Genomic DNA, 17615 nt, shown 5'->3' on the forward strand with positions numbered 1-17615 from the left:
AGCACGGACGCTACCACGTGTGATGGGCTCTGGAGCTCGGCTCCCACGGAGCGAAATCCTCTGAAAAGCAACCATCACGAATGGCTTGCCCCATGGCGGTGGTGAATCGGATCAGATGGGTGAGGTTATGGAGACTCAAGAGTGTGAGTCCGAGCAGTTCCTCACTACGGATCAGATGGTTCAGGTAGGCACGGGTGTGATGGCGGCAGGCCGTGCATGGGCAGCTTGCGTCTAAAGGGGTGTGGTCGTGCCGGAACCGAGCATTGCGCAGGTTCCAGCGCTCGCCTCCCACCAAGGCGGTGCCATGTCTGCCGAGACGGGTGGGCAGAACGCAATCAAACAGGTCAATCCCATTGGCAACGGCGACGGCCATCTCGCGCAGGGTGCCAATGCCCATCAGGTAGCGGGGGCGATCCGCGGGTAACAGGGGTGTGACCTGACGCACGATCTGATGCATCTCCTCCACCGGTTCGCCAACGCTGACGCCGCCGATGGCGATGCCGGGCAGGTTGAAGTCCGCCACCGTGCGTGCGCTGAGATCGCGAAGGTGGGGAAAACAACCCCCCTGCACAATCCCGAAGAGGGCTTGGTCGTCGCGTTGATGGGCGTCTGCACAGCGGCCCAGCCAGGCGTGAGTGCGCCGACAAGCTTCCGCAACATCGTTCTCGCTGGCTGGATAGGGCGGACATTGATCGAAGGCCATGGCCACATCGGCGCCAAGGCGCATTTGGATCTGCATCGACCGCTCGGGGGTCAGCAAGATTCGGCTGCCGTTGCGAGGGTTGCGGAAGTCGACCCCTTCATCGTCAATCCGGTTGAGATCGCCAAGGCTGAACACCTGGAAGCCACCGGAATCGGTCAGCATCGGTCCGTCCCAGCCCATGAACCGATGCAGGCCGCCGGCGTCGGCAACGATCGCTTCCCCAGGCTGGAGATGCAGGTGATAGGTGTTGGACAGCACCATTTGAGCGCCGGTCTCTGCCAATTGAGAGGTGGTCACCCCTTTCACGGTGCCCAGCGTGCCCACGGGCATAAATCGTGGCGTCGTGACGGGACCGTGAGGTGTGTGGAAGCATCCACAGCGAGCAGCCGTGTGTCGGCAAGAGGCCTGAATCTCGAACTGGAACACAGGCCCTCGGGCAACGGACCAATTTACGGTGAGCCCTGTTGGTGCATGGGTCGAGGTCATGGCTTCAGCCCCCTTCTGGCTGCGCGATTTCGTGGGTGCCTGGATTTTTTATTCGGTGCTGCCGGCCTGGCCCTGGCCGCAGCCTCGCTTTGAGCGCATCGCCCGCTTTGCGCCCTGGATCGGCTTGGTGATTGGCGGACTGCAGGCGGGATTGTGGTGGCTTTTGTCCGCTTTGGGATGGCCTCAAGTCGCGCTCGTCCCAGTTGTTTTGGCCTTGGGGTTGTGGTTGACCGGTGGGCTCCATTTCGATGGACTGATCGATACGGCTGACGGTCTCGCTGCAGGACCGGAGCGCTGCCTAGAGGCGATGGAGGACAGCCGTGTGGGTGCTAGTGGTGTGCAGTTGTCTGTCCTGGTGCTGTTGCTGCAATTTGCTGCTTTGGTGCGTTTGGGCTCCCTGGCGCCAATCGCCTTAGTGGTCACGAGCTCTTTGGCAAGGGTCTCGCCCCTTTGGGCGATGGCGCGTTTCGCTTATTTGCGCGTGAATGGAACGGCTGGGTTTCACCGTCGTCACCACCAGGGTCTTGGCGATGCTGTCCCAACCCTTGTTTTGTTGGTGGTGATGAGCCCCCTGCTTGGGCAGCTGCCGCTCTTAACGGTTCCTGTTTGTTTCCTTAGTGCACTGATTGGCGCTGAGTGGCTCGGCCGGCGTCTAGGGGGGATGACGGGAGATGGCTATGGAGCTGTTGTGATGCTCAGCGAGACCTCTAGTTTGTTTTTCATCGCCCTGTTGGCGCCTTTGCTGGGCTCGGGGGGAGGCTGAGAAGGAAGGCATTGCCGCGGCTTGGCAGGCTCGGGTCGAGCTGGTTCGGTGTGGTGTGTAAAACCAGTGATCCACCCCGTTCTTCGGCGAGATGTCGGGCGAGTGCGAGGCCTAGTCCGGATCCGGATTGATCCCTGCCGCTGCTGCCCCGTTCTCCTTTGCGGAAGATCAGCTCTTGTTCTTGATCCGGGATGGGAGGTCCCCCGTCCCAGATCAAGATGCCGCGTTCCAGCAGGCTGAGTCCGAGTGGACAGCCTGTAGGGCTGTATCGAAAGGCATTTTCCAGCAGATTGGCCACGATCTCTGAGATCACGGCATCGTTATCTGGCCGAATTTCTTGTGTCCAGGCAGGCCAGTTGGCTGGTGTTTGCCAGACGCGGTTCTGGAGGGCTGCGGTTGCGGCAGCCCGTTCAATCAGGGGTTGGAGGAGGCGTTCGATCGTGAGCCCTGGGCCCTTCGTTTGCACCTGAGGAAGTAGCAGTGGGGCGGGGGCCTCGGGGCGATGCGGCAGGTTTGCTTGACCGATCAGGTCCAGGGATGTGATGTAGCGGTCGAGCTGGGCCTGCTCTTGAAGGAGTCCCGTTACCAGTGGGCGTTGGAGATGCTCGGGCCCCAAGCGACGGAGCAGAAGCTGGGCATAGGTGCGCAAGGCTGCCAGTGGGTTGCGCAGCTGATGCACCACAAGATTCAGCTGTTGGCGTTGCTGATGGAGCTCCTCCCGTAGGCGACTGCGTTCGAGTTCCAGGCCAAGGCTGTAAGCCAAGGCTGAGGCGCTGGCTTGCAGGCGGCGATCGAGTTGGTCGGACCATTCCGTCTCGCGCTGCTGCTCTGCCCTGATGACTCCCAGCAAGAGGTCGTCATGACGAAGGGGAAACCAGTGACGCTCTGGCGCTGGAATGCGCAGGATGGGGTCGTCGGCAATCTCTGGTAGGCGGCCACCATCGGGAGGCCATTGATCCAGCATCGTGAAGCTGGGCGCATCTCCTTCACTGCTTTGCGCGATGTAGACAACGAGCTTGTCCAAAGCCTCGTCGCCAGAAAAACTCTGCAGTTGTTGCTGGACCAGGGTGAGGAACCGGTTGGACAGCTGCATTCGTGAAGTTGTGTGCCTGGATACAGCCGGGGAGGCAACTCAAGACCTGACCGTCTTGCCAATTCTGGGAAAAGTCTTAAGATCAGATGATCGACCGACGGCGCTCTTCATTGCGGTGCCGGTTTCCTGTCGATTCTGCTCGGGTTGCACTTTCGTTGCTACCAAGGTTACAGCAGAGGTTGATGTGTCTCCTGTTGTCATCGGTTTTATGCCGTTGAAAGCGATGGTGTTTGTCGGTTTGTCTCGCAGCTTTGGTTGCGCGATCGACCCCCCGATTCGCTGACGTCACGATGCTCTTTTGAGTGTCTCACTTGATCGAATGCCGTCTCAAAACGGTGCCGGTCTTTCTTGACACCCCCCTCTCACTCCCTCAACAGGGATTTTTGCCCAATGTCCAAAAAACGGAAGAGGATTAGTCGTCGTCGCCTCGCTGGCCAGCGTGTGCTCGCACACGTGCCGACTCACCATCTCGAAACTGGTGAACACAAGCCTGTGACAGCGGCTCGTCGCTACATCGCTGAGGGCGTGCTTATGCCCCCGGCCCTAGTCAACGTTCGCCGGAACGAACACACCACAGATCGATTCTTCTGGGGTGAAAAAGGACTTTTCAGTGCTCAGTACGCTGAGGAAAATCATTTCCTGTTCCCTTCCCTCCGTTCCATCGTTGATCACGTTGGTGAAGAGGTCATTTTTGAAGGCCTAGATCTGGCGTCTGACGATTGGGAGGAAATGGAAGAGTACGAATACGCCTTCGTCTGATTCCCTTTCATTTCAACTCTTGATCGCAAAGCCCTTAAGCGTTCTGAGCTGTTTGATCCAGCCAGCGCTTGAGGGCTTTTTTCATCTCAGCCTGAGCCTCAACGGGGATGGCATGCCCATTCTCAAAACTAAACAGATCACAGACTTGCTTGCTGGGCGACAGCTCGTTTTTTAGCGCTAAGGCTGCGGAATGCGGCACAACATCGTCATGCCGTCCATGCAGAAGAAGCACAGGAGGGCGAATCACAGGAGTTTGCCAGTGGGGATGGGGATAGGCACTGCATGCGATTAATCCGGCGAGCGGTAAGTCACAGCCCGCGGCCATGGCCATCGCGCCTCCTTGAGAAAAGCCCAACAGCACGGTTGCTTCCAGTGGGATCTCCGCCGAGCCCAGCTTGTTGATGCGTTCTTTTAACCCTTCAACCGCTGCTGGCACGGCGGCCCAGTCGGCTGGGAAGAGGCCGTACCACTGGCGTCCTGAGCCTTGGGTTTGCAGTTCGGGAGCTTGAAGGGCCACCAGTTCGAGGGGTGTCGCGATCGCCTCGGCGAGCGCTTGTCCCAGGGGCATCAGGTCGCCGGCATCGGCGCCCCAGCCATGAAGAAGAACCAGGCGTGCCCGAGCCGGTCCTGAGGGTTGGCAGAGTAGATCGGCGGCCATGGCATCAAGTGCGCGGTTGCTGCGTAGGTTGGCTCAAGCCCAGTCTTTCGTCCTGCTGTCATGGCTCCAACTGCCTTGCTGAGCGTGTCTAATAAGCACGGGGTGGTGCCCCTGGCTGAGGCTCTCCATCGGCTCCATGGCTATCAGCTGCTGTCCAGTGGTGGAACAGCCAAAGTCCTTGAAGAGGCTGGATTGCCTGTCACACGCGTGGCTGACCACACCGGTGCTCCTGAGATTCTTGGCGGTCGCGTTAAAACACTCCACCCTCGAATTCATGGCGGAATCTTGGCGCGAAGAGGAGATCCGGTCCATGAGGCCGATCTCCTCGAACAGAAGATCGATCCCATCGATGTGGTGGTGGTGAACCTTTATCCGTTCAGGGAAACCGTCGCAGACCCTGATGTGAGCTGGAATACGGCCATTGAGAACATCGACATCGGCGGACCCACGATGGTTCGCTCTGCGGCCAAAAATCATGCCCATGTCGCGGTGCTCACCAGTCCTGAGCAGTACGACGGTTTTTTGCAATCGCTGTCGAGATCGGCTGGAGGCGTGGACGCCAATGTGCGCCGGCAGTTGGCTTTAGAGGCGTTTGCCCATACGGCGGCGTATGACGTCGCGATCAGTCGTTGGATGCAAGCTCGCCCTGAGCTGCAACCCGCTGTGGATGCCAGCTCTTCCGTCGAGGCCAAAGCTCCAGCCGAAGCCCTGCCCTGGCTCGAAGCTCTGCCGCTTCGGCAGACGTTGCGCTACGGGGAGAACCCCCACCAGAAGGCGGCTTGGTTCAGCAGCAGCGTGGGCTGGGGGGGTGCCAAGCAGCTTCAGGGGAAGGAACTCAGCACGAATAATTTGCTCGATCTGGAAGCGGCCCTGGCCACCGTTCGTGAGTTTGGTTACGGCTCAGAGGGCCTTCATCGCGCCGAACAACCGGCGGCTGTGGTGGTTAAGCACACCAATCCCTGTGGCGTGGCGGTGGGTGATGGCGTGGCGACCGCCCTCACCCGGGCTCTCGATGGTGATCGAATCAGTGCCTTCGGCGGCATTGTTGCTTTGAATGGCGTGGTTGATGGCTTAGCGGCTAAGGAGCTCACAAGCTTGTTCCTGGAGTGTGTTGTGGCGCCTGGGTTTAGCCCAGAAGCGCGTGAAATTTTGGCCGCCAAAGGCAATCTCCGCCTCCTCGAGTTGGCGCCTGAGGCCATTGATGCGGCAGCCAAAGACCATGTCCGCAGCATTCTTGGTGGTGTTTTGGTGCAGGATCTCGACGATCAACCGATCGATCCTTCCGCTTGGACGGTGGCGAGCCAGCGTCAACCCACCACGGCTGAATACGCCGATCTCCGCTTTGCTTGGCAGCTCGTGCGTCACGTGCGCTCGAATGCAATTTTGGTCGCACGCGATGGACAGAGCCTGGGTGTGGGGGCTGGTCAGATGAATAGGGTTGGCTCTGCCCGACTGGCTTTAGAAGCTGCTGGTGAGCAAGCGCTGGGGGCTGTGCTCGCCAGTGATGGCTTCTTCCCTTTCGATGACACCGTTCGCCTCGCCGCAAGCCATGGAATTAAGGCTGTGATCCATCCAGGCGGCAGCCTTCGGGATGCCGACTCGATCAAAGTCTGCGATGAGCTCGGTTTGGCCATGGTGCTCACCGGACGCCGTCACTTTCTTCACTGAGAACGCGGGCACCTAATCTCGATTCACTCGTCCACTCAACGAACTGCCCCATGACCCTGCCAGCTTTGCCTTTTGCCGCCAGCTTCATGCACCCCCTGATGATGTGGGGGCTTCTCGCTGCGGGTGGCTATTCGATGTTTCTTGGCATCAAAGCCAAAAAGGTTCGGACAGGGACCCCAGAGCAGCGCAAGGCCCTGCTGCCAGGCAAGTTTGCCCAGCGTCATTACCGCTGGGGAAGCGTGATCCTTGCGGTGATGGTGACCGGAATGATCGGTGGGATGGCGGTGACGTATATCAACAACGGCAAGTTGTTCGTGGGCCCGCATCTGCTCGTGGGCTTAGCGATGACCGGAATGATCGCCCTTGCCGCGTCCTTGGCTCCCTTCATGCAGCAGGGCAATGTGATTGCCCGTAAAGCTCACGTTGGGCTGAACATGGGCACCCTCACGTTGTTCCTGTGGCAGGCGGTGAGCGGAATGGAGATTGTGAACAAGATCTGGGTGAACCGCTGATCGTGTTCAGCTGATCGTGTTCAAAAGGCTGCCCGCCTTCTGGGTGGGCATGCCAAACCTTGGCTTGCATGGAAATCTTCTTGCACTTTCCAGGTGAGACGCCTGGAAATTTGCCGCACAATTTGGCGCAAAAGGTGATCGCCACTGGACTGAACCAGCCCGTCAGGGAGCAGGGTGATCATCTTGGGCAGGTGAATCCAAACGGATAGATCAAGATCCCAGCTCACCGCCGTGAGCTCTTCGGAGGCGTCACTCGAGCTGTTGTCCTCAAGGCTGAGGTTGGCCTGGAAATCAACGTCGTACAGATCCGCTAGGGCTGGATCTTGATTGCTGAGAGGCACCGTAGAGATCGCGTAATTACCAGCGTTCTGCGGTAAGAGGCGCAGGCCGATCGTGGGTTCTACCTCAAAACCGAAGTTGCCAAAGCGTCCGAGCGTGAGGGCATAGGCCTGCTCGTCAATGGCTTTCACCTCCATGGGAGAGGCACAACGGCGAAACCAGCCTTCGTGCCGATCGAGGTAGGCCCCGACGGTTTGAAAGTCAGCACGCATCTCCATGCGATCGCGAAATTCACTGCGATAACAGCGGACTTGACGGCTATCGCTACCGCGCAATGTGTCGGTTGAGGGTCTCGTCAAGAGCAGCACGTAGGCAGGTCCCCGGTTGGAGAAGTCTCCATGATGAACCAATGTAAAGGGAGCTGGGGGTCAGTTTTCGCTCAGGGCGATCAGTCTCTGAATGACATGCTCCACGACCCGATCTGGCGTGGAGGCCCCGGAGGTGATTCCGACGGTGACGGGCCCCTCGGGCAGGAACAGCTCTTCAAGGGTGAGTTCTTCGCCAAGGGGCTTGTGTTCAATCGAGTTGTCGGAGTGAATGCGCTCTGGAGTATCGATGTGGAAGGAACGGATCCCTCGGCTAACGGCAATTTCTTGCAGGTGGGTCGTGTTGGAGGAGTTGTAGCCCCCAATCACCACCATGAGATCCACGGTTTCATCAACGAGCGAGAACATGGCATCCTGCCGCTCCTGAGTGGCGTCGCAGATGGTGTTGAACGCTAAAAAATGCTCGTTGAGTTCTGTGGGCCCGTACTTGCTGAGCATGGTGCGCTCAAACAAGCGGCCAATTTCTTCGGTCTCACTTTTGAGCATGGTGGTTTGGTTGGCCACACCCAAGCGTTCAAGATCACGATCGGGGTCAAAGCCTGGGGAAGAAGCGTTTGAAAACCGTTTCATAAACGCTTCGCGATCGCCATTCCCGAGAATGTATTCAGCGACAAGCCGAGCTTCCTCGAGATCGAGAACAACGAGATACGTACCGGCAAAGGAACTCGTTGCCAGCGTCTCTTCGTGTTTCACCTTGCCGTGAATGATCGAGGTGAAGGATTGCTTCTTGTGCTTCTCCACCGTTGTCCACACCTTTGAAACCCATGGACAGGTGGTGTCAACAATGTGGCAACCACGCTCATTGAGAAGTTGCATTTCCTGAACGGTTGCACCAAAAGCCGGAAGGATCACCACATCGCCCGAGGCCACGCCAGAAAAATCCTTAACTCCACCCTCGACGGAGATGAACAACACGTCCATTTCCCGCAGGTGGTCATTCACCGATGGGTTATGGATGATTTCGTTGGTGATCCAGATCCGTTCTTGCGGGTAGTGACGGCGCGTTTCGTAAGCCATGGCGACAGCCCTCTCCACGCCCCAGCAGAATCCAAACGCTTCGGCAAGGCGGACCTGGAGACGGCCATGGGTTAAGCGATACCCGTTGTCTCGAATGGACCCGATCAGGCTGCTCTGGTAAGCCTGCTCCAAACTGCCTGCCACCTCTTCGGCTCGACCGAAGCCTCGCCGGTTGTAGCGGTCGGAATGATGCAGAGAGCGTTTGAAGGCGTGAGTATCCATATCTGTAACAGCAATGAATCAACTCTATGGGCTGTCTGGCACTAGCGACTGACGCAGAGGCCAATAAAAAACCCTGTCCCAGGATGGGACAGGGTGAAGCGCAGATTAAATGCTTCGAATGAAACGGATTATCGGCCTGATGACACGAAATCTGGATAGGCCTCCATGCCGTGCTCACCAATATCCAGCCCTTCCGTTTCTTCCTTCTCGGTGACTCGGATGCCACCGAACAAACCACCGATGACAGACCAAGCAATCCAGCAGGTCACGATCGTCCAAATGGCATAGGCCGCACAGCCCAGTGCTTGGATTCCAAGCTGGCTGATGCCACCTCCCACGAGTAAGCCCAGTGGTGAGCCATCGCCCTGGATGTCAAAACCCCAAAGACCAACCACCAAGGTTCCCCAGACGCCACAGACGCCATGGACGGAGAAGGCTCCAACAGGATCGTCGATGCCTGATGCGTCAAGAGCTGATACGGCGAAGACGACAATGATTCCGCCGATCAGACCAGCAACCCATGAGCCCACAAACGTGAGGTTGCCGCAGCCTGCCGTGATGCTGACCAGGCCGGCAAGGATGCCGTTGATGATCATGGTCAAATCAGGTTTCCCTGATGTCATGGTTGAAATCACGGTGGCTCCGATCGCGCCACCAGCTGCAGCCAAGGTTGTCGTTACGGCGACGTAAGGAACCCACTGATCCATAGCGAGCTGGGATCCGGGGTTGAATCCATACCAGCCAATCCAAAGAATCAGCGCCCCAAGAGTGGCAATGGCCATGTTGTGACCAGGGATGGCCTGAGGCTTGCCATCAATGAATTTGCCAAGACGTGGGCCGAGAAGCATCGCTCCAATCAGTCCTGCCCAGGCTCCAACGGAGTGAACAATCGATGACCCAGCAAAATCAATAAATTCTTTGTCTCCAACGGAATTCAGCCATCCGCCATTCCATTCCCAGCTCCCTGCTATGGGGTAGATGAATGCAGTGAGAATGAGCGAAAACACCACGAATTCGCCAAATTTCACGCGCTCAGCCACGAGTCCTGAGACGATTGTTGCTGCCGTACCAGCGAAAGCTGCCTGAAACAAGAAGTCAACACTTGGAACAAGGCCTGCTTCTGAGATCAGTTCTGGAGTAACAGCGGGATCAAAAAACAACCCATTGAAGTAGAGCCAGCCAGCGGCTATGGCATCGCCATACATCAATGAATAACCAACGAACCAATAGGCTGTTACCGCAAGCGCAAAGACAAACAGGTTCTTAGCGAGAATATTGACGGCATTTTTCTGGCGACACATGCCCGCTTCCACCATGGCGAAGCCGGCGTTCATGAAAATCACCAGGATCGTCGCCACCAACAACCAAAGATTGTTAGCTAAAAAGGCTGCGCTGAGTTCTGGCATCTCTGCGGCATGAGCCGAGAGGTTGAACAGTCCAAGCCCGAACAGGGCCAATGGCACGCAGCCAAGCCACAAGAGTGAGCGATTGGTTTTAAATCCGCGGATGCTTTGGAGAAGCAGCATCGGGCCCTCCAAGAGGCTTGCCTCTTGAAGGAGAGATTTGCGTCGCCTAGTAGGCGACTCGTAAGCAGTTGTCATGGAAAAAAGCAGGACTGCAAATTGAGTTGGACAAGGGGTCCAAATTCACCAACCAAAAATGCTCGCTAGAGCACACTTCTCAAGTGGCTGTTGCTACCAAATCATCAATTGATACCTGTTCTCAGCCCTTTGGCTCCCGATCCATTACGGGCTGGAGGCCTTCCCATGTGATCTGATCAAGCTCGAAGTTGAAGCGGCACGGCAGCACTTCCACTCCTGCCCCAATGGCAACTCTGAACAGATCTCCGTAGTGGGGATCGGCGCTGTCGCCGGGGGCAAACGCATTGACATCCGGCCGGCTTAGGCAGGGAATCAAGACCCCTCTTGCCTCAGGAAGGAGCGCCATGAGTTCCTCCAGGTGTTTTTGTCCCCGTTCCGTCACCGTGTCGGGGAAGAGCGCAACGTCGCCGCAACTCCAGGTGGTGTTTTTAACTTCGACGTAAATGGGGCGTTGATCGTCTGCGCTGTCATCTGGAGTGAGCAATAAGTCGATGCGACTCCTGCGATTGAGTCCGTAGGGAACCTCGGCGCGGATCGACTTGATCGGGCCGAGTTGGGCTTGGAGTCCTCCTGCTTCAATCAAGGCCCGAATCAGTTTGTTCGGCAAGGCCGTATTGATGCCAGCCCAACACAGCGTTCCGTCGCTGCTTGGCACCTCTGCTTGCTCCCAGGTCCAAGCCAACTTGCGCTTCGGGGAAGGGGCATGACGGACCCGGACTCTTCCACCGGGATGGAGCACGCCTTTCATGGGCCCAGTGTTGGCGCAGTGGACTGTGACGACCTGTCCATCGTTGAGTTCCACTTCAGCCAGAAAGCGTTTGTAGCGCTTCAGAAGCACGCCTTCGCGGAGTGCGGGGAACTGAAGGATCGACGTGCCGGTCATGGCTGCTGGCTGAATCAGCCAATAGTGGCCTGGTACAGGGTTGAGAATGCTCTTTAAGAAGGGCTGTGAAGAGACGACGAATGGCGAGATCTCTAAAGCGCATTGCCCTGGTTGTGACCTACGGCACGTTGTTGAGCAAAGTTGGCGGCTTAGTGCGTCAGTTGGTGATTGCGGCAGCCTTCGGGGTGGGTGCTGCTTATGACGCGTACAACTATGCCTATGTGCTTCCTGGATTTTTATTGATTCTTCTGGGAGGGATCAATGGTCCATTCCATAGCGCCATGGTGAGCGTGCTCAGCCGCCGTCCTCGTGAGGAGGGTGCTCATATTTTGGCCACGTTGAACACGATGGTCAGCGCTCTGCTGCTGCTGGTAACGATCGTTCTCGTGTTGGCAGCTGATCCTCTGATCACGCTTGTTGGCCCTGGTCTCAGTCCGGAGTTGCACCGCATCGCCGCGTTGCAACTGCAAGTGATGGCTCCAATGGCTTTGTTGGCTGGTCTGATCGGCCTTGGCTTTGGATCGCTCAATGCTGCTGATGAGTTCTGGATTCCGGCGATTTCACCGTTGATGTCCAGCCTCGCGCTCATCGTGGGCATCGGTTTGCTCTGGTGGCAGGCGGGCTCTGCGATCTCAACGCCCGCTCTCGCGCTTTGGGGAGGGGTGGTGTTGGCCTTATCCACCCTGGTGGGAGCGTTTCTGCAATGGCTTCTGCAGCTGCCTGCTCTGATGAAGCAGGGGCTGGTTAAGTTGCGTCTTGCCTGGGATTGGCGGCATCCCGGTGTTCAGGAGGTTTGGCAGGTGATGGGCCCGGCCACCCTCTCGTCGGGAATGCTGCAGATCAACGTGTTCACCGATTTGTTTTTCGCCTCGGGGTTGCTTGGAGCGGCGGCTGGACTTGGTTACGCCAATTTGCTGGTTCAGACGCCGCTGGGGTTGATTTCCAACGCGTTGTTGGTGCCGCTGTTGCCAACATTTTCACGTCTCACGGCTCCGCAAGATCGCCCAGAGCTGATCGCTCGCATTCGTCAGGGCTTGATGTTGTCGACGGCTTCGATGCTTCCCCTTGGCGCCTTATTCCTGGCCCTCGCCACTCCCATCGTGGCGTTGGTGTACGAGCGGGGTGCCTTCAATCAAGGAGCGGTGGAGCTCGTGACGGGCTTGTTGATGGCCTATGGACTTGGCATGCCGGCCTATCTCGGCCGAGATGTGTTGGTGCGCGTGTTTTACGCCTTGGGCGATGGCACCACACCCTTTCGCCTTTCGGTCATCGGCATTGGCCTGAATGTGGTGTTCGACTGGGCCCTGGTGGGTGGGCCAACGCCTTGGGGACCGCAACTTCCCTTCAATTTCGGAGCAGCAGGTCTGGTGCTGGCCACCGTCTTGATCAATGTGCTGACCTGCGTTGCGTTGTTGTTAGCTCTGCAGCAGCGCTTGAAAGTCTTGCCGTTAAAGCAGTGGGGCTTGGATGGTTTGCGCCTCACGGTTGCAGCCGCTGGAGCTGGGATCGTGGCCTGGGGATTGAGCCAAGGGGTGCGTTGGCCCGTTGATCTAGTGGGCCGACTCTTGCAGGTAGGCCTGTCGGGATCGCTAGGGGGTTTGGTGTTTTTGGGGTTAGGGCAAGCCTTTGCTGTTCAAGAGGTTCGCGAGATCAGCCAAGGTCTGACGCGTCGCTTCATTCGTCGCTGAGGCGGACGTCTCGGTCTTCACGCACCTGGATCGGTAATTCGAGGTGTTGTCGACCGACGAGTTGGGGTCCTTGCACAGACAGGATGCGCGCTTCAATGCCGAAGTCTCGGAAAGCGGTTTCCATCTCTTGAATGAGCGCTTTTTCAACCTGAGCTTCGGGATCAACAACCTTCCCGATTAACCGTTCGCCGAGGCGGCCGATCCGTTGACGGATCACATCGCGGGCATTGGTGACCTCGATGATCAGCACGGCAGAGTCCAACAACGGTTCAATTTTATCGGCAGTGTCCTTCGAGAATCTCTTCGAGGTCTGAAAGTTGAGAGGACGGCAACAGACGCGCCATCGGCAATCGCGTACTTCCTCCCCCAATCGGCACTTGAACCGCCTCCAGGGCTTGTCGTGCTGCCACAACGGCGCCTTGGTCGAGCAGCGCACTGCATTCAATCGCAAGGGCTTCGGCTAAGCCGGCATCTCCCAAATACAAGTGCCATCCAGCCACTTGGATATAAAGACGGTCCGCCAGTGTTGAGGTGAGGGCCCGTAGATCAGCTGAGTCAAGAGTCATCTTTCGTTTGTGTCTGTATCGGTGTCTGCATCTTTGCCTGGGCGCAAACGGATCACCACCAGCAGGTGAACAATCAAGACCCCAAGCCAAGCTTCAGTCCATAGGTCGAGATGGCTCCAGGGGTGACGCATCTCTTGCACAAACCAAAGCCCGCTGTTGACGGCGGCAAATCCCCCGGCGTGGAGGCAGAAATTCACCACCCTGTTGAAATGCCTGTAGGTGGCATTGTTTGGATCGGCGGGCCCGTACCAGCGGAGCGGCATGGGATGACCCCTCGTAACTTCATCGATTTTGACGTGTTGTAGTCCGTTGGTTGACGAAGGGTGCCTTGATACGGTCAGATGGTGGCTTCCAAGCGCTTGTAGCTCAGCGGATTAGAGCATCTGACTACGGATCAGAGGGTCGGGAGTTCGAATCTCTCCAGGCGCGCTTCTGAAAACTGCCGACAGGGCAGTTTTTTTTTGAAGATTCGTGTGTCCAAGGGGCCTGTTCCCTACGATTCATGCATTGGTGTTTGAAACGCATGACAGATCGCTCCGCAGCCCCGATCAATGCATCTCTGAAGGCTGCAGACCCTGCCATTGCTGATTTGATCGATCAAGAGCGGATGCGTCAGGAGACGCATCTTGAGTTGATTGCGTCGGAGAACTTCACCTCCAAGGCGGTGATGGAAGCTCAGGGTTCGGTTCTGACCAATAAATACGCTGAGGGGTTGCCCCACAAGCGTTATTACGGCGGCTGCGAGCACGTGGATGCCATCGAAGAATTGGCAATCACCCGGGCCAAGCAACTCTTCGATGCGGCTTGGGCCAATGTTCAGCCCCACAGTGGCGCCCAGGCGAACTTCGCTGTGTTTCTTGCCCTGCTTCAGCCCGGTGACACGATTCTTGGGATGGACCTCAGCCATGGGGGGCACCTCACCCATGGCTCACCGGTGAATGTCAGCGGCAAGTGGTTCAACGTGGTGCAGTACGGCGTTGACAAAGAGACGCAGCGTCTCGACATGGAGGCCATTCGCAAGCTGGCTCTCGAGCACAAGCCCAAACTGATTATTTGTGGGTATTCGGCCTACCCGCGCTCGATTGATTTCGCGGCGTTCCGTTCCATTGCGGATGAAGTGGGTGCGTACCTGTTGGCAGACATGGCCCATATCGCCGGCCTTGTGGCGGCTGGGGTGCATGCAAGTCCAGTTCCTCACTGTGATGTGGTGACCACCACCACGCACAAAACGCTGCGCGGCCCCCGTGGTGGTTTGATCCTTTGCCGCGATGCTGAATTCGCGCGCCGATTCGACAAGGCGGTGTTCCCAGGCTCGCAAGGTGGTCCGCTGGAACACGTGATTGCGGCCAAGGCCGTGGCCTTCGGCGAAGCCTTACAGCCCGATTTCAAGGCTTACAGCCAACAGGTTGTTGCCAATGCTCAGGCCCTCGCGGCCCGTCTTCAGGAGCGATCGATCGATGTGGTGAGTGGTGGTACTGATAACCATGTGGTGCTTTTGGATCTGCGCAGCATCGGGATGACCGGCAAGGTGGCTGATCTTTTGGTGAGTGATGTGCACATCACGGCCAACAAAAACACCGTTCCCTTTGATCCTGAGTCGCCCTTCGTTACGAGTGGTTTGCGTTTGGGAACGGCGGCCCTTACCACCCGCGGCTTCGACGAGAAGGCCTTCCACGAGGTTGCTGATGTGATCGCTGATCGGCTTCAGAACCCTGAGGATGACGCCATTCAGGCGCGTTGTTTGGAGCGAGTGAGTGACCTCTGCAAACGGTTTCCGCTCTATGCCCCTGCTCTGGAACCGGCTCTTGCGTAACTGCCTGAGGTGCAGTGTCCCTCGGCCCATTTCTGCCTAATATTTGTTCTTAAAAGATTCTTTTTGGTGTCGTTCCGCCGGAGCTTTTTGTGACGTTTGCGAGCACTCCTCTCGCAGTCGCTTCGGCGAGTCTGGTGGTCGCGGCCGTCATTACGACGTTGCTCGTCCCCCTCGTGCGGCAGCTGGGGTTGAAATGGGGTCTGACAGATCAGCCCGATCCCCGCAAACAGCACACCACCCCCATGGTCCGATTGGGAGGCATCGCCTTGGTGCTGGGTTTTTGTTTGTCCCTGGGGGTGACTTGGTGGATGGGCGGTTTTGGGATGTTGGCTCCGGCCCGTGACCAGCTCATTTGGACCACGCTTGCGGGGTCTCTCTGCTTTTTTGTGATCGGTCTTGCGGACGATCTGTTTGCCCTGTCTCCTTGGCCGCGCTTGGCGGGTCAGATCGCTGTTTCGGTGGTTGTTTGGTCCCAGGGCGTCCGGATTGGAGCGATTGATCTGCCCTGGTTAGAGAGCAGTTCCGAAGCCTTGCTGCTTCCGGATCTGCTCAGCTTGCTCGCCACGGTGATCTGGTTGGTGGGGATCACCAATGCGATCAACTGGCTGGATGGTCTTGATGGCTTGGCTGCAGGTGTGGCTGGAATCGCAGCGGTTGGCTTGGTGTCCGTGAGCTTTTCGCTTCATCAGTCAGCGGCTGCTTTTCTTGCTGCCGCGTTAGCTGGAAGTTGTCTTGGCTTCCTCCGTCACAACTTCAATCCAGCGCGCATTTTTATGGGTGATGGCGGATCGTATTTTTTGGGATTCACCTTGGCCGCCGTCAGCATTGTTGGCCCGGCGAAAGGGCTCACAACGGTGAGCTTGTTGCTGCCGTTATTGATTCTTTCCTTGCCCTTGGCCGATATGTCGGCTGTGATCATGGGGCGTCTCAGCGATGGTCACTCCCCCTTTTATCCAGATCGCCGTCATCTGCATCACCGCCTGCTGCGTGCTGGCTTTAGCCATCGACGCACGGTTGTTTTGATCTACGTGTTCACGCAGTGGCTGGCGTCCTTGGCCATGGTGGTGGCCAACGTGGAAATGCGTTTTCTCTGGCTTGGGCTGGCGACGGCCATCCTTGTGGCCACGGTTGTGACCATCAATCGTCAGCGTCATCTCGAAGCGGCAATGGAACCTTCAGGCATGGAACCTTCAGACCCTGATCGCCATGTCTGATCGCTCGGAGCGTTCTGGTGTTGAGATCCTCTGTGTTGGGACGGAGCTTCTGCTTGGCAACATCCTCAATGGCAATGCGCGTTGGTTGTCGGAGGAGCTTGCCTCTCTTGGTCTCCCTCATTTTCGCCAAACGGTTGTGGGAGACAACCGTGATCGCCTGATTGCCCTGGTTCAGGAAATCGCGCAACGCTCCAGCGTGTTGATCGTGACCGGTGGGCTTGGACCAACCCCGGATGACCTCACCACGGAGGCGATGGCTGCTGCGTTTTCTGTTCCTTTGGAAGAGAGAGCCGACGTTTGGTCTGACATTCAAGACAAGGCCCATAGCCGCGGTCGTATCCCTGGCCCTGAAACCCGCCGTCAGGCGCTTTTGCCCGTTGGGGCCGAGGTTCTATGGAATCCAACGGGAACCGCTCCCGGCATGATTTGGACCCCGGTGCCTGGATTCACCGTTCTCACGTTTCCGGGAGTGCCCAGTGAGATGAAAGCGATGTGGAAGGCCACGGCCGCGCCCTGGTTCCGTTCGTCCGGCCTCTCGAAGGGTGTGTTTGTGAGCCGTCTCCTTCATTTCTGGGGAATCGGCGAATCCATGTTGGCCGAACAGGTGGCTGATCTGTTGGAGAGGGACAACCCCACCGTTGCGCCCTACGCCGGCCGCGGAGAGGTGAAGCTCAGGATTACGGCCTGCGCTGATGAGCCTGCGCAGGCTTGGCTGCTGGTGGATCAAACCGAGCAGGAGTTGCGCCAGCGCACGGGCAACCTTTGCTTCGGCGTGGATCAAGATTCGCTTGCCTCTGTTGTTTTGAAGCGGCTGGGGCAAGCCAGCCAAACCCTGTCTGTGGCTGAATCCTGCACGGGTGGAGGGTTAGGCGCTCAGCTCACAGAGGTGCCTGGCGCGTCTTCCGTGATGCTGGGTGGGGTGATCTCCTATGCCAATGCCATCAAGCGAGATCTGTTAGCTGTGTCTGAACAGCTGCTCGAGCAGCACGGTGCCGTGAGTGCGCCAGTGGCGGAGGCGATGGCGCTGGGTGTTCGTCGCCTGACGGGATCGGACTGGGCGCTTTCGGTCACGGGAATCGCTGGCCCTGATGGCGGAACGCCGGAAAAACCCGTGGGATTGGTGTTTGTTGCTGTCGCTGGACCCGATGGATGCAGCAGTCAGCGGTTGCGCTTGGGGAACACTCGCGGCCGGGAGTGGATCAGGACCGTCAGTGCTGGGGAGGTTTTGAATGCCCTGCGCTTGCGCTTAATCGCCAACGCTGAGAAGGCGTGCTCGGAGCAGTAACCCTAAAAAGCGAGATCCA

19 protein-coding genes and 1 tRNA gene are annotated in these 17615 nt (G+C 57.8%); 10 read left to right on the plus strand and 10 right to left on the minus strand.

What is annotated here, in order from left to right; all coding sequences use genetic code 11:
- Positions 1-10: 10 nt before the first annotated feature.
- A complete protein-coding gene (gene tgt, locus SynROS8604_RS02025; protein ID WP_186545755.1) occupies positions 11-1129 on the minus strand; it encodes a tRNA guanosine(34) transglycosylase Tgt in 1119 nt (372 codons plus the stop codon).
- 58 nt (positions 1130-1187) lie between these two features.
- Here tgt and SynROS8604_RS02030 point away from each other — a divergent pair, with 58 nt between their 5' ends.
- A complete protein-coding gene (locus SynROS8604_RS02030; protein WP_186544965.1) occupies positions 1188-1952 on the plus strand; it encodes an adenosylcobinamide-GDP ribazoletransferase in 765 nt (254 codons plus the stop codon).
- On the opposite strand, the gene SynROS8604_RS02035 is transcribed toward SynROS8604_RS02030, so the two are convergent.
- Positions 1909-3045: a sensor histidine kinase KdpD gene (locus SynROS8604_RS02035; protein WP_186544966.1), complete on the minus strand. Its 1137-nt coding sequence runs from the start codon at positions 3043-3045 to the stop codon at positions 1909-1911. The genes SynROS8604_RS02030 and SynROS8604_RS02035 overlap by 44 nt on opposite strands.
- On the opposite strand from SynROS8604_RS02035, the gene SynROS8604_RS02040 reads away from it, so the two are divergent.
- Both SynROS8604_RS02040 and SynROS8604_RS02045 read left to right on the plus strand, forming a co-directional pair.
- A complete protein-coding gene (locus SynROS8604_RS02040) occupies positions 3032-3328 on the plus strand; it encodes a hypothetical protein (protein ID WP_186544967.1) in 297 nt (98 codons plus the stop codon). The two genes, SynROS8604_RS02035 and SynROS8604_RS02040, sit on opposite strands and share 14 nt — an antisense overlap.
- Before the next feature lie 107 nt (positions 3329-3435).
- Positions 3436-3804, plus strand: a complete 369-nt coding sequence (locus SynROS8604_RS02045) for a DUF3155 domain-containing protein (RefSeq protein WP_006853701.1) — start codon at positions 3436-3438, stop codon at positions 3802-3804.
- A 34-nt stretch (positions 3805-3838) separates the two neighbouring features.
- Here the strand turns inward: SynROS8604_RS02045 and SynROS8604_RS02050 are convergent, their stop codons facing one another.
- A complete protein-coding gene (locus SynROS8604_RS02050) occupies positions 3839-4462 on the minus strand; it encodes an alpha/beta hydrolase (protein WP_186544968.1) in 624 nt (207 codons plus the stop codon).
- 60 nt (positions 4463-4522) lie between these two features.
- On the opposite strand from SynROS8604_RS02050, the gene purH reads away from it, so the two are divergent.
- Together purH and SynROS8604_RS02060 are read left to right on the plus strand one after the other, a co-directional pair.
- On the plus strand, positions 4523-6130 hold the full coding sequence (gene purH / locus SynROS8604_RS02055; protein WP_186544969.1) for a bifunctional phosphoribosylaminoimidazolecarboxamide formyltransferase/IMP cyclohydrolase: 1608 nt from the start codon (positions 4523-4525) through the stop codon (positions 6128-6130).
- Between the two features lie 50 nt (positions 6131-6180).
- Positions 6181-6642 carry a DUF4079 domain-containing protein gene (locus SynROS8604_RS02060; RefSeq protein ID WP_186544970.1) on the plus strand — a complete coding sequence of 154 codons (462 nt, stop codon included), beginning with the start codon at positions 6181-6183 and terminating at the stop codon, positions 6640-6642.
- A gap of 20 nt (positions 6643-6662) precedes the next feature.
- On the opposite strand, the gene SynROS8604_RS02065 is transcribed toward SynROS8604_RS02060, so the two are convergent.
- The 4 genes from SynROS8604_RS02065 to sfsA form a co-directional block, all read right to left on the minus strand.
- Positions 6663-7289 (minus strand): DUF1997 domain-containing protein, encoded by a 627-nt coding sequence (locus SynROS8604_RS02065; RefSeq protein ID WP_186545756.1) that lies wholly within the window; start codon positions 7287-7289, stop codon positions 6663-6665.
- 60 nt (positions 7290-7349) lie between these two features.
- A complete protein-coding gene (locus SynROS8604_RS02070; RefSeq protein ID WP_006853696.1) occupies positions 7350-8546 on the minus strand; it encodes a 4-hydroxy-3-methylbut-2-enyl diphosphate reductase in 1197 nt (398 codons plus the stop codon).
- A gap of 128 nt (positions 8547-8674) precedes the next feature.
- Positions 8675-10147 carry an ammonium transporter gene (locus SynROS8604_RS02075; protein WP_186544971.1) on the minus strand — a complete coding sequence of 491 codons (1473 nt, stop codon included), beginning with the start codon at positions 10145-10147 and terminating at the stop codon, positions 8675-8677.
- Positions 10148-10268: 121 nt separating this feature from the next.
- Positions 10269-11030, minus strand: coding sequence for a DNA/RNA nuclease SfsA (gene sfsA / locus SynROS8604_RS02080; RefSeq protein ID WP_186544972.1), 762 nt, complete (start codon positions 11028-11030; stop codon positions 10269-10271).
- A gap of 80 nt (positions 11031-11110) precedes the next feature.
- On the opposite strand from sfsA, the gene murJ reads away from it, so the two are divergent.
- Entirely contained in the window at positions 11111-12718 is a 1608-nt protein-coding gene (gene murJ / locus SynROS8604_RS02085; protein ID WP_186544973.1) for a murein biosynthesis integral membrane protein MurJ, read from the plus strand.
- On the opposite strand, the gene SynROS8604_RS02090 is transcribed toward murJ, so the two are convergent.
- Genes SynROS8604_RS02090 through SynROS8604_RS02100 form a run of 3 tightly spaced genes read right to left on the minus strand, consistent with a single transcriptional unit; the run spans position 12705 to position 13547 of the window.
- Positions 12705-12968, minus strand: a complete 264-nt coding sequence (locus tag SynROS8604_RS02090; RefSeq protein ID WP_186545757.1) for a cytochrome-c oxidase — start codon at positions 12966-12968, stop codon at positions 12705-12707. The genes murJ and SynROS8604_RS02090 overlap by 14 nt on opposite strands.
- A 25-nt stretch (positions 12969-12993) precedes the next feature.
- Positions 12994-13284, minus strand: a complete 291-nt coding sequence (locus SynROS8604_RS02095) for a DUF3181 family protein (protein ID WP_186544974.1) — start codon at positions 13282-13284, stop codon at positions 12994-12996.
- Complete coding sequence (locus SynROS8604_RS02100; RefSeq protein ID WP_186544975.1) at positions 13281-13547, minus strand: hypothetical protein; 267 nt, start codon at positions 13545-13547, stop codon at positions 13281-13283. Before SynROS8604_RS02100 ends, SynROS8604_RS02095 begins: the two co-directional genes overlap by 4 nt.
- A gap of 92 nt (positions 13548-13639) precedes the next feature.
- Between SynROS8604_RS02100 and SynROS8604_RS02105 the strand changes: the two genes are divergently transcribed.
- The 4 genes from SynROS8604_RS02105 (at position 13640) to SynROS8604_RS02120 (ending at position 17596) form a co-directional block, all read left to right on the plus strand.
- Positions 13640-13713 (plus strand) — tRNA-Arg (locus SynROS8604_RS02105).
- 94 nt (positions 13714-13807) lie between these two features.
- Positions 13808-15097: a serine hydroxymethyltransferase gene (gene glyA, locus SynROS8604_RS02110; protein WP_255445152.1), complete on the plus strand. Its 1290-nt coding sequence runs from the start codon at positions 13808-13810 to the stop codon at positions 15095-15097.
- Positions 15098-15186: 89 nt separating this feature from the next.
- Entirely contained in the window at positions 15187-16311 is a 1125-nt protein-coding gene (locus tag SynROS8604_RS02115) for a glycosyltransferase family 4 protein (RefSeq protein ID WP_186544976.1), read from the plus strand.
- Complete coding sequence (locus SynROS8604_RS02120) at positions 16304-17596, plus strand: competence/damage-inducible protein A (RefSeq protein ID WP_186544977.1); 1293 nt, start codon at positions 16304-16306, stop codon at positions 17594-17596. Before SynROS8604_RS02115 ends, SynROS8604_RS02120 begins: the two co-directional genes overlap by 8 nt.
- Positions 17597-17615: the final 19 nt, after the last annotated feature.

Source organism: Synechococcus sp. ROS8604 (assembly GCF_014279655.1).
Taxonomy (GTDB): domain Bacteria; phylum Cyanobacteriota; class Cyanobacteriia; order PCC-6307; family Cyanobiaceae; genus Synechococcus_C.